Origin of the sequence: Borrelia hermsii DAH (genome assembly GCF_023035675.1) — a bacterium.
In the GTDB taxonomy this organism is placed as follows: domain Bacteria; phylum Spirochaetota; class Spirochaetia; order Borreliales; family Borreliaceae; genus Borrelia; species Borrelia hermsii.
Window position 1 is genome coordinate 126,349 of sequence record NZ_CP073142.1, and the last position, 12,244, is coordinate 138,592.

The window sequence follows — 12,244 nt, forward strand, 5'->3', positions numbered from 1 at the left end:
CCACCAAACATATTTACTAAAAAAATTAAGCAAAAACTTCAAATAGCTTTAAACTTATCAACAAGGTCAAAAAATTTCTGCGCACCATTTACACTGAAGCTAAAAGAAATATTTCTCTTAACACCACTCTTGCGCTCAACACACTCAACATCAAATTTAAGACCTTCATTTTTTGCAAATTCTACAAGTTTTAAATATTCATTAAGTTCAGACTTTAGGTAAATCCAAAATCCTGTAAGTTCAATTGAATCATCAAAAGGCAAAATATACTGCTTATCAGCAAGTTCCAACTGTTGATTATCAAACGACCGTAAATATTTATGCTCAACTTCAATACCATTAAAGGAAACCTTTAAAAGATTAAGAGGCTTGTTAGCTGAAATATTAAAATCCAAAACAAGGTAGTCATTATTATCCTCATTAACCCTATCAGGATAACTCATATGAATCGAACCTACATCGTTTCTTAAAATCATCTTAGTTCTAAGATTCCCATGATTAACATCATGCAAAACCTCAATCTCTTCTGAGGATGAACGTGAACAGCTAAAAATTAAAAATGTTGATATTAAAATAACATTTAACAACATAACCCTTGAATCCCATTATAAAACATAATTCAAGCTTTTACAATATTTATGCTTACAAACAATAATAAAATAACAAGTCTTAAGAATCAACTACTTGCAATGACAAATACATGTTAATATACATTATGTATATGATTCTTAATCAAGATGATAAAGTTACAAACTTATGCGATAATAGAAATCCATGCGATACTTTAGTAAGCAATAATCCCTAAATTACTTAAGGATAAACAGCATGAAGTAATTCATAGATAAGTTTAAGGAGAAATATTTTATGGATATGAAGATTTTATTATTAGTACCCACTGCAATATTTTGCATGCAATGCAATAATAAAGGAGCTCAAAATTTAAATTACAATCAAGATGAAAGCAAACGACGCAGCGTTAAACGTGACAATTACCTAAGTAAATTTAATCACAAAAAACCTAAAGAATTTGAATCTCCCTCTAACACTTTAATACAAAATACGCAAGAACCATATGTAATGCTAGAAGGCACCAAAAAAATTTCATTAATTTTTACAACAAAATATGCAACATGGATTAAAAACAAAGCTATAAGCATTAAAGGACTAGATGGCAAGATTATGAGTACTCTTGAAAATAAGCTTAGATATGCTTATTCAATATCCCCTATTAAACTGAACAACCATTTTAACACCAAAATTATGCCTATTGTACTATTCGAGACCACTAAAAATGGTGGTGAGGATCTTGAAGTTACAAGCTTTAATTTAACAGATACGCCTCGCTTAAATTTCAATGCAAGAAGATATCCAGGAATTGAGGGACTATACAAACCAGCAACAACAGAAAACTCAGAAGAACCTGGCTATTTTCATACAAACCCATTTTGGATACCATATAACAATAAAGAAGTAATACCAGCACTTACACAAGCACAATACATAAAAGCCAAAATCAAGGTTAAGCATAAGACAAGCAATACCATTAAGGAATATCATATATTACTTGATACCAGCTATCTGGTTAAGTTAATAAAAAGCATACTAAACCGATATCCTGATATTACAAAGACTGCGCCTAATTTTAAACTTTAATGTTAAACTTTAATGTTAAACTTTAGTGTTAATTAACGCTAATTAATGTTAATCAATGTTAAAAACATAAAAACAAAGATTCTACACCATAGCTTTATAGACTATAGTGTAGGATCTTGTATCATAACAACGCTAGCTTAGCATTAAGCAAAGCTGCTACTTAATTACCTATGTATAATTAAACGATTTAAATGCTCCTGAACAATATCTTTAAAATAACACATATCCTAATAATCTACCACCCACCCATCAAAATTAAAATAAATTAAAATTAAACAAATACAGATAACAAATAAAAACAGCTAAACAAAATATATATTTAAATTAATGCAGTTTAAGCATTAAGTTTGCCTAAACTGCCAATATTATAACTTAAGCCACCACCTTCTTTAGTACTTAGGCTTTTTGTTCACAATATGTGAAAGAAGGAAACAGCACCAAAGCTAAAATAGCTAAATAAACCTACATCTCCAACATTTTTCAAGCATGTATGCCTTATTTATTGTTAATAATAAACATATATCAATATCTAAATAGATCAAGTTTTTTAAATAAAAAAATTAAATATAACTTCCAAAAGTTATATTTTTCAAATAAAATATGCAATTAATGCACCCGCACAGAATGTGAACTGCCACCACTTTTACTTGTTACCACTAGTTCAACGTCTCTTCATAATACTTCCTCTTGTCGCTTGAATCTTACTTAAAAACACTTAAGAAAAGTATAAAAATCTAAAACACCCTTCACAGATTGCGTACAAAGCATTTTAAAACCTTTAATTGAAAAAAATTCTTTATTAATACCCTTTATTAACATGTAACACTCTTGTACTTCTCAATTAAAAATGATAACATAACTATAAAACAAATTATGTTATCGTGTTAAACAACGCGGTAAAAAGGAGAATGTTTAATGAAAAAAATTATTTTAGGTGCTATCGTAGCATTATTTGCTTTATTAAGCTGTGATCAAAATTCAAAAGCAGATCCAACAAAACTTGGAACAGGAGAAGGCAATGCCTACGTAAAGGTTATTAAAGACCCCGCAAAACTAACAGTAGTTGCCAGAAATTTTGAGGACATTAAGGCTCTTTTACCTCCAGCATCAGCAGGTAAAACTTATCAAGACTCCAAATTGGATGCTGCATTTACAGCAACTGGTACTGATCTAGATAAATTCTCAAAAGCATTAGCTGCTAAACAAACACTTGAAGCTGCTAAAAAGAATGCAGGTGCCAATGTTGCTGAGATTGACAAAGAACTTATAGAAGTAATTAAAGCTTTAGGATTTACAGATGGCGATGCAGCCCAAGCCGGCAGTTTTAATAATGTTCTTAAGAAATTTACAGACGCCCTAGAAGGATAAACCCTTTTAGGAATTGTAAGTTATTTTAAAATTTGCAATCGACAAGGCTGTTGTCATACAGACTGCAGATAGATTAATGAAAATGCACTCCCTAAGGAGTGCGTTTTGTTTTATATCTTTATTATTGCAACTTAAAACCAATAATATCTTATAAGTTAAGTACAAAAAGGATGTAAACTTAAATATCTACCTGGTATACATACTATTAAATTACTCTTCACATTTACTAATTCTAAGCCGCAAGGTATTTGTCCCGCAATTAAATACTTAAATATTAAATTAATTTTACATTCAATATTGATTTGCTATTCATAAAATAGCATCCCTATTCTCATCAAGGAAATCTCTTAACTGATTTACAGTCATTAAATTCCTTAGCACATCAACATACCCTACAGAGATCTTAACAATTTCAAGCTTCTGCATCATAATTGAAGCATCCTGACCAAAATTCAGCTCACCTTCACTCCTAAATATTACTTTAGAAGTTGAACTATCATATTTAACTTCCCCCGGCAATAATAATCTATCATGATTTTCAGATTTAGCTGAAAAATTTAATTTTACTGCATAAGCACTCTTATTTCTAATATTAATAACTTTATCTTTTTGCGCTAAAGCCTTCTCCACAAGACTTAAATGATCAAAATTCATCTCTATATTAATATCTGCCCCAGCCTCGGTTCTAAATCCTAAAAGTATCATCAATAAATGCTTGGGTTTAAATCCTCTTTTTTTCATTTCATGTAAAATTTCAGGAAAATAATCTGATCCTAAGATCTTCTTAACAGGTTTTGTAACTAAAAGACTTATACTCTTTAACTTTGCATCTAGTACCTTTTCCACAACTTGATTACGCTGACTACCAGACTCTATGCGTCCATCTTTAACATCATAAGATAGATTTGCCCCAATATAACTCAAATCTATATCCAAGTTATTAAAAGGACTTGACAATCTTGATACATCAAATGCCACAGATGGAAGTTGAAATTGTTTAATCATACCTTCTGGGACTTTATTTTTCTGGTTTGAAAAAATATTGTCATTTACTTTTGATAAAGTAATATCATCAAATTCATCCTTAAAAACATCTGCCTTCTCTTCCCTAGCATTTTGTAAATCTGAATTTTTACTTTCCCACATACCCTGCAAACTTGGAAAGTAATTTCGACTATAAACAAGCAATGAAATAAATAATACAACTGTTGATACAATAATAATTACTCTAACTATCAAACTCCTCCCCCTCATACATTAAACAATACAAATAATTATTGTGATCAGTATAACATACAAATACATACGATACACTAAGCTATGCGCACCACAGCGCACTTTAAACCATCAATAATAAATTCTAGTATTTAGAAGTAATCTCATTATAGTAATATCTACTAACTTGCTAGAAGTGTCTCTATTTATTTTAAGTCATACTTTTCTAAAGTAGATAAATATTACTAAATTTCCACAAATAATAATTATACTTTCTAATAAAAGGCAATATTTTAATTTTTAAATTAGGGAAAATTAAAAAGTCCACAATGTAAGGTCCATACGCTTAACATATTGAGCATAAGGTTTATTACAAAAAAACTCTTGATTAAAAAAATTGCATTCCAAATTAAACAGTTCAAAATAAATGCTCAATTTCACATAATTTTTAGAAAAATATGTGTATATAAAAAAAATTGAACTATATTTTTTAAAAAGTCATGTTTATAATGATTCTTCCATTATAATAGACTTGAAGAATTACGCAAGCTGCAGTTTTGAGGCTGTAGCTTCAAATTTAAACTTATATACAATAATCTATGCAAGTTAAATATATCTGCTCTTGGAGAAATGCTTAAGTTTATCTTTATATTCAAGACTTAAGAGTAGATAACAAGCACTCAAAGCATCAAGAGCGTCATCTTTGCCTTTAGAAGCACCACTATAGCTATAAATATCATTAATAACATTCTTATCTATAATCTTTAAAAACTCTATCTTACGGGCGTTAAATAAGGGTATTAGAGTACATATTCGCACAAACTTATTGCTTAAAGGTTTAACTGCTGATATTTTAAAATAATGATTCATGCTTTGCCGAAGGGATATCATAATTTTTGTTAAAAACCCATGTCCATCGGTATTATCTCGATCCTCAACATAAAGTGTATTAATATTAAAGTTTTCCGCAAGCACATTAATTGCACTAAGAATTGAATTATCACTTATAGGTTTTCTATCCTGATAAATATATGCATAATACTTATCTCCCACCCTCTCAAGTACACAAATTGCAGTATTGTCCATACCAACAGAAAACGCAGGATCAACATACATAATTGGACTTTTAAATGTATAATCACAATTAAGAATAACCTCATTAAAGCACGCATCAGTACTAGCAGTCCACTCTCCTAAGAGTACTCGGGCCTTATAAGCAGATAAATTTTTGTAAATCATTTCCTGTGTTTCAATAAAATCTTTCAAGTTTAAAGGATTATCATAAATACTAAAATTATATGTCCTATATATATCTTTTTTATCAATATAATCACTCTTAAAGTAATGTGCAGGATGATCGGGATTAGTGTCAAAAATAATAATGGATGGCTTTTGTCTAAGCCTTTTCATTATCTCAAGCAAAGTTTCTTTATGCATTAAGGTTGCCTCATTGACATACACCAAAGCAGAATTACTACCCCTAATCCTAAAGAAAGCATCACTATTCTTGCCACCATAAATATTAAGTGTCAGGCCCGCAATGGTGCATGAAACACTGCGAGAAACCTTTAAAACATACTCTACATTTAAAAGATTACATATCTTCTCTACCTGTTTAAGTGTATTGGTAAGCAATGCACCAATGGAACTGCCCACAATAAAATTATTAGTATCTTTGTGATAATAATCTTTATTTTGAATCAAAAACTTAATAAGTAAATATGATGCTAAGAATGTCTTACCACTAGATATTCCACCATTAAAGATTATTTTAGAGCAAAAATTATTATTTAAATCCAAGAGTACTTCCCTCTGTTTAAGGGTTAAATACTTCTCTTCAAACGATTTAAAATCAATTTCTTTTCGTTTTTTTTGTGAAAATGTGGCAATATTAATATTAAATTTTTGTTTAAATCTCTTCTGCAATTTAATAAAAACTGATAAATCGTTTAATTCCAAGATTACCCCAACTTTAAGCCCTTAGACTTAAAAATTTCCTTAAGTTTAATCAAGCACTCATAATCTTCCTTCATATCATTTAAAATAAGCTTTCTAGATATTAGGTTCTTCTTATAAATCTTGCGCTTTAAATCAAATCTAAGTTTCTTACATAAGCTCTCATCATCACTATTGCTTATTTCCTTTTCTAAATTTAAAATTTCGCTATTAACATCAATTAACTTTTTAAAATCAGACCTAAGAGTAAGTTCTTTATATTTAAAATGGGAATTTATGTAAGAATTTGCAATTTTATAAAATGACTTATAAAAGCTATCGCGCTCCCCTTCAAGCCTATAAGCCTCGCAAGTTGCATCTCTAGCAAGATCACCCAAATCAACATCACTAGAAGACCTAGACGTAATATCAGCGCTACCCGGATTACTTGCAAGCTCACCTAAAATATTAAGTTTAACTTTTAAAACGGTGGATTCACTAACATCCAAAATTTTTGCAATATCAGCTGTACTTAAATTTGATTTAAATAAAATATTATATTTTGCTTCCCTATTTTTAAATGCCATTTAAATAAATTGTAAACAAGTTTTTACAAAAAAACAAGATTTAATGCATTTCAAATTCAATAAAAACCTAGAACATTAACACAAAAACTTGACTGCCTGGCAAACTCGTTACACATAAAGTAGATATTGGATTATATCCAATATCTACAAAAAGGAGAAAAGTATGATTAAAAATCATTTTAAGTTAAGAATCACCTTTAAATTAATAAATAATGTAATATTAATTATGATTTTAACATAAAACATAGGTTAAATCGAATTAACTAGCAATAAAAAATAAAAAACAATAAAATTCATAACACCAACATAAACTTGATACCATAAAAATCTACTACTTAAAAAGCTAATACCAAAATATTACTAGAACAATGTCAATCCAAACTTTCATAAAATGTAAAGAAATAAAAATTGATTTTCAATTTATGCTATTTTTTAAACGTAAAATTTTACTCTGCACTAAAACCCAAAATCAACAAAATATCTCAGATCCCTATTTTATACTCTTAGAACCAGGGGCTTATTGCCCCGATAAAGAGAATTTATGAAAAAATATTGTTATTTGCCTCTCAAAAACTAAAGGGTTTACTAGGAACTCTGGCCTCAAAGCCCCTAATAAACCCTTTAAGGTAACAGGTCCTTATATTAAGAGTGACACATTGCATGTCAATCTGTACTAACTATAATATATAACAATTTCAAACATTTTGCAAATATTTTTCAAAGTTTTTTTAAAAAAAAATTAAAAAATACCAAAAAAATTGATTACCTTAACATTTATTTACTTACCTAAAGTCCACTTACCTATAAATACAACCAAAAAACTAGAACATTTTGACTGGACTTTAAAAAATTTAACAAAAAAATATTAAAGTTTTTACTCTCTCCACGTTAGGTTTATTTCTAAGATCTTTGACCTATCTGCATTAGGAGACTATTTTCAAAAAATTCTTAGAAATAAATCCAACATCACAAAATCTATTATCCTATTTTTTCCCCCTCTTTGAAGACTCAAATTGACTTATTATTTTTGCTAAAAATTCTTTTTCTTCCGAGAAAACTTTCTCTAAAAGAAAGCTTGTAAGCTTGGCATTTTGCTTATAAAATGCATATGCATCAGAACATTTAAGCTGAAACCTTAAAGGCCTTAACGGATTTTGTTTCGATTTCTTTATATTAACACCCTCTTTATTCCTTAACAAAAACATGGTTCCATTGATCCCATTGTTAATGACATACTTCTCCTCTACAATTCCCTCCTCAATAGCAGTGGCTATCTTTAAATACTTATAAGTCTGAGTCCTTGCAAGCCGATAATCTTTGGCAAAATCGTCAAAACTAGCATAATTATCAAGCTTGTAATACTCCTTATCCTTAATCTCTTTTAATACCTTCATTGCCTCAATTTTACAAAAGATCTCTTTTTGAAAATTAATTTTCAATCTCTCCTTAAGCTTATTATAGTGAATAGATATCTGTTCTTCAGGTGAAAGTTCTTTAGCCAAATTCCTCTTATTAACCTCTATTCCCATTTCTAACCCTCCTTTGCCTTTTACGTACACTAAGTGTACGTAAACTATTATTCAAGCTTAAGCCATAATGCCTATCTTACTCATCAAAGTTAAAAGCGTATTTTGGTACTCCATTATATAATCTTTACTTAAATCAAAAACATCGTTTCTAGCTATTTTCCTATTTAAATCTTCTCTTTCGGAGATTGTACCTAAAAAATTATCATTTTCTTTTAAAATATTTAATAACTCCTTATGCGTATTATTCTTTTTAAACTTAGTATTAAGCAAATAAATAGGAGCCTTTATAGATAATTTCTCTATGAAAAAATTAAATAAATCTAAACTCTCAACTGCCCATTTCTCTGCCGTAATTGGCACTATGATGTAACTACTACATACTAAAGCATTAGTTAAAGTAAAATCTAAGCTTGGATTGGTATCAAGTATTATGTAATCATACTCAAACCCCAATAACTTTAATTGTTCTTTTAGCCTAAATTCTTTATAAGGAATAGACTCTGAATTAAATTTATGCAAAGTCAAATAACTTGGTATTAAATCTAAATTACTATTAATATTTACAACAGAACTATCAATATGCAGATTTGATATTAACACTTCATATATATTCCGATTAAACAAATCTATTCCCTGTTCCTTTATGATATTAAAATAATAACTGGTAGTTGATGCTTGTGTGTCAATATCGATAATTAATACCTTAAAAGATTGTGATAAAAGCGTTGCAAATATTAGACTCGTGGTGCTCTTACCCACACCACCCTTAATTGATGCCACTGTAATTACTTTTGTCTCTTTTGTATCCATCTTGGAATGATACCCCCTTCCGGCAATTTTTTCCCATAAAATGCATAAAGTTCCCTCTCTAATTCTAGGAGTATACTTAGTAAAGTCTGATAGTAGGAACTCTCAACCTTATCTTTTTTTAATAAATTATGCAGGCCACTTAAATAACAAAAAACCCCGCCCTTCTTAAATCTAAATTCTATGTACTCACACTTCCTTAAAGTATAAGTCTCCCTCTTATTAAAATTTTTTACTAAAAATGCCTTGTCTAATTTCTTAATCCCGTAATAAATACCCAAAAAATCATCATCATCTCTTATTGAGAATAAATGAAACATGCTTATGTCTTCTATGTTGAAAATCCCTCTAAGAGATATGAAAAACTTAGTTGGCTCATTCTTACTTATCCCAAATGTGTAAAAGTCATTAAATATCTTAGTATGATATATCTTGCGTTTATTAATCTCTTCTACTTTAGAGAAAATATTACTCTTTCCCTTCCTTTGGTTCTTGGGATCTATTTCTTTTTTCTTCTGCTTCAATAATTCTAGTAAAGCCACCATCCTTCCTTTTCCTTGGTATAATTAATAATTTATTACTTTATAATCCTAAGCAATTCGTAATAATATGTGTTATCAACCACTTTGCTATACTTTAATTCATCCTTAGTATTAATAAATTTCTTTAAGGCAGGTATCAATACGCTAATATCTACTCTATGCCTTAGCTGTTCTAATAATATACTAAAAATATTGTTTTTTATATCATCTCCTTCGCTTTCTTGTTTTCGGTAGGTCTTAATGTTGGTTTTTATTTTCCTTATTAGACGATCTAAATCTCTGTATTTGTCTTGTTCTATTATGAAATGGGGCTTTTCTTTATAAGTTTCATATATTCTACTAAACTCCTCTCTTAATGCCTCTTCGTCATAATTCTGCTTCTTAAGTTCCAATTCCCCTTTACCTAGTATTTCCTTAAGTTTCTCTACCTTAATTGCCTGTTTACAGCTATTACCTTGGGTATTTTTATTTAAATATCCCTTTCGTTTTAAAAAGTCCTCAACACATCCTATTTGCCCACTTCTAAGCTCACCTTTAATTAAGGTCAAGTCTTCCTCTGAGAGAAGGTTTATGCTCTTTTCATACCTTTTTATTTCCTTTATAAGTTCTATCTTTACTGTCTTATTTATCTTCAAGTTTAATAAAGTGAAGGGTAAATCAATCCTGAATTTGCATTTGCTTATGTATTTGATCAATATTTCTTCTTCTCTTTTATTATTATTATTAATATTATTAATACACTCCCATTTTGGACTCCCATTTTCTTTGCCGTAAATCCTTACTCTTTCTTGAAATTTGTTTATCTTCTCTTCCTTAAGATGCTTGAAATGTGAGTTTATCTTAGCGTGACATTCTTTCTTTGAATATTGTAGCGTATAATAAATTTCACTGCCACATTGCTTGCCTAGGTGTTTGCAGTAGTTGAGTGTGAGTTTAAACTTTTTCTCAAGTGCGTATAAATAATTCTGTAGTGTTTTGATCTTGACTATCTTTTGATTATTCCTCTTTAAGTTGCCATTAAAAAAATATAAAATGTTCTTTTGTGTGTATCGTTTTAGTTTGAAATTCATGAAATTAAGTGTAGATATAAGCACAATTAAGTTGTATTGATATCTATTGGTTTTTCCCTTTATACTTTTGATTTTCATTGTTTACTCCTAATATAAGTATTTATAAGTCTTAAGTTAATTAATAATACAATTTATCTTAAAAGTAAATACTTGTTTTAACAAATATGAAAATAAATTAATATTTATTTTCATAAGGTTAAATATTGATTTATTTTTTTATTGTGTTTGATTTCTCTAAAAAGTGCTTTACAAACTTATGTTTTTGCTATATCATAAGAATAAACACTTGTATTAAGAGTAAATAAGTACTAGTAATTTTTATTTAAAATTAATTGGAAATGGACGAGCCTTGTTAAGGGCAAGTCGTGTTAAATCTTTAATATTTTTTCAATATCTTTTGTTTTGTTAAAATTTTCCTTGAAAATATGATTTTATTTGAATGCATTAAAATAAAAAGTCCCAAATAGGGACTTTTTTGTGAAAGAGTAAATGATGATGTTTTTTAAATTCACTTTTTTAATTTACTATATTTTTTGTATACAGAAATAGCTATTGGTTTTGTATTATTTATGTAATGTTTTAAGTGCGCTATATTGTCTTTAACTGCCTCTAGTGTGTGCTCTTCTCTTAGAACACTGGAGTTTAGTAAGGTAAAGGTTGGAAAGTCCGAATCTCTTAATTTTTGTTTAGTTCGAACTAAAAATGTTTCTAGATACAATGCATAACCTGTAAGTTTTGCTTCATATATGCTTAAGTTCTTAAGTGTAGGCTCAATAGGTGCTTCAGGTTCTTCTGGTAGTGAGGCTATGGAAGTACAACTTAATATAATGAATTGCAATAGAGTAATTAGACATAGAATTAATTTTATCTTCATTTCTTTCCCCCCTTTTTGCCCCTTGCCTCTAATTCTTCTTTGAGTAATTTGGTTTTGGTTTCCATAAGGGTATTGCGTTCAAGTCGTAATTCTTCAATTGATGTAGGATCAGCATCAGTGTTAATTGCGTTAATAAGATTCGTAATCTTATTAAGTATGGTTTCAAGTTCCATTACTATTTGTTTGCATTCTTTAACTTCCATTTTTTGCATTGAAGTCAAGTAAAGAGTATTCATGTATTTGTAAATATCAATGGCTTTTTTTATTCCTATTTCAAAAATTTCATCGTCATAAGTGTCGCTGTATCCAAAAAATTCCATTAAGTTTTGAAGAAAGACTATTCCCAAGTTGGTATTATTTTTGTTTAACATAATTTATTCCTTGAATTTTATTTTTTGTTTTTTTTGTCAAGCAAATGTTTAATTATTTGAATTACATCAATTATTACAGGCTTTAAGAGTAGTACTATGGGGATTAATGTAAGTAATGCAATGCCCCCAATGATTATAAGTTTCGTCTCGGCAATATTTGATAGGAAGTTAAATAACGTATTCATATTGTCCTCCATTTTAAATGTATATTAGGCGTGTTGTTTTGTACTTGAGAGATAAACTACTTAATTTTTTATATTTATATATTAACATAAATTTAGCAAAAATTAAAT

At 28.9% G+C, this 12,244-nt stretch carries 13 protein-coding genes; 2 read left to right on the forward strand and 11 right to left on the reverse strand.

The features are described 5' to 3' along the window. Positions 1-38 precede the first annotated feature (38 nt). Positions 39-590: a hypothetical protein gene (locus tag bhDAH_RS06360; protein WP_062705930.1), complete on the reverse strand. Its 552-nt coding sequence runs from the start codon at positions 588-590 to the stop codon at positions 39-41. A gap of 274 nt (positions 591-864) precedes the next feature. Here bhDAH_RS06360 and bhDAH_RS06365 point away from each other — a divergent pair, with 274 nt between their 5' ends. Both bhDAH_RS06365 and bhDAH_RS06370 read left to right on the forward strand, forming a co-directional pair. Continuing rightward, a complete protein-coding gene (locus tag bhDAH_RS06365; RefSeq protein ID WP_020732462.1) occupies positions 865-1,653 on the forward strand; it encodes a S2/P23 family protein in 789 nt (262 codons plus the stop codon). Positions 1,654-2,568: 915 nt separating this feature from the next. Continuing rightward, complete coding sequence (locus bhDAH_RS06370) at positions 2,569-3,021, forward strand: arthropod-associated lipoprotein (RefSeq protein ID WP_020732463.1); 453 nt, start codon at positions 2,569-2,571, stop codon at positions 3,019-3,021. A gap of 309 nt (positions 3,022-3,330) precedes the next feature. On the opposite strand, the gene bhDAH_RS06375 is transcribed toward bhDAH_RS06370, so the two are convergent. The 10 genes from bhDAH_RS06375 to bhDAH_RS06420 form a co-directional block, all read right to left on the reverse strand. Continuing rightward, complete coding sequence (locus tag bhDAH_RS06375) at positions 3,331-4,260, reverse strand: hypothetical protein (RefSeq protein ID WP_020732464.1); 930 nt, start codon at positions 4,258-4,260, stop codon at positions 3,331-3,333. Between the two features lie 582 nt (positions 4,261-4,842). Next, positions 4,843-6,195: a PBSX family phage terminase large subunit gene (locus bhDAH_RS06380; protein WP_020732465.1), complete on the reverse strand. Its 1,353-nt coding sequence runs from the start codon at positions 6,193-6,195 to the stop codon at positions 4,843-4,845. A 2-nt stretch (positions 6,196-6,197) separates the two neighbouring features. Further along, the gene (locus tag bhDAH_RS06385; RefSeq protein ID WP_020732466.1) at positions 6,198-6,758 is read right to left on the reverse strand and encodes a hypothetical protein; all 561 of its coding nucleotides are present in this window, start codon (positions 6,756-6,758) and stop codon (positions 6,198-6,200) included. Positions 6,759-7,741: 983 nt separating this feature from the next. Further along, positions 7,742-8,287: a chromosome replication/partitioning protein gene (locus tag bhDAH_RS06390; protein ID WP_020732467.1), complete on the reverse strand. Its 546-nt coding sequence runs from the start codon at positions 8,285-8,287 to the stop codon at positions 7,742-7,744. 57 nt (positions 8,288-8,344) lie between these two features. Then, entirely contained in the window at positions 8,345-9,097 is a 753-nt protein-coding gene (locus bhDAH_RS06395; RefSeq protein ID WP_020732468.1) for a ParA family protein, read from the reverse strand. Continuing rightward, a complete protein-coding gene (locus bhDAH_RS06400) occupies positions 9,073-9,639 on the reverse strand; it encodes a DUF226 domain-containing protein (RefSeq protein WP_020732469.1) in 567 nt (188 codons plus the stop codon). The genes bhDAH_RS06395 and bhDAH_RS06400 overlap by 25 nt, the downstream gene beginning before the upstream one ends. A gap of 32 nt (positions 9,640-9,671) precedes the next feature. Then, a complete protein-coding gene (locus bhDAH_RS06405; RefSeq protein WP_020732470.1) occupies positions 9,672-10,784 on the reverse strand; it encodes a plasmid maintenance protein in 1,113 nt (370 codons plus the stop codon). A 430-nt stretch (positions 10,785-11,214) separates the two neighbouring features. Further along, positions 11,215-11,580, reverse strand: a complete 366-nt coding sequence (locus tag bhDAH_RS06410; protein WP_020732471.1) for a BBA14 family lipoprotein — start codon at positions 11,578-11,580, stop codon at positions 11,215-11,217. Next, positions 11,577-11,951 (reverse strand): BlyB family putative holin accessory protein, encoded by a 375-nt coding sequence (locus tag bhDAH_RS06415; RefSeq protein WP_020732472.1) that lies wholly within the window; start codon positions 11,949-11,951, stop codon positions 11,577-11,579. The genes bhDAH_RS06410 and bhDAH_RS06415 overlap by 4 nt, the downstream gene beginning before the upstream one ends. Positions 11,952-11,968: 17 nt before the next feature. Beyond that, on the reverse strand, positions 11,969-12,136 hold the full coding sequence (locus bhDAH_RS06420) for a BlyA family holin (protein WP_076982460.1): 168 nt from the start codon (positions 12,134-12,136) through the stop codon (positions 11,969-11,971). Positions 12,137-12,244 lie beyond the last annotated feature (108 nt).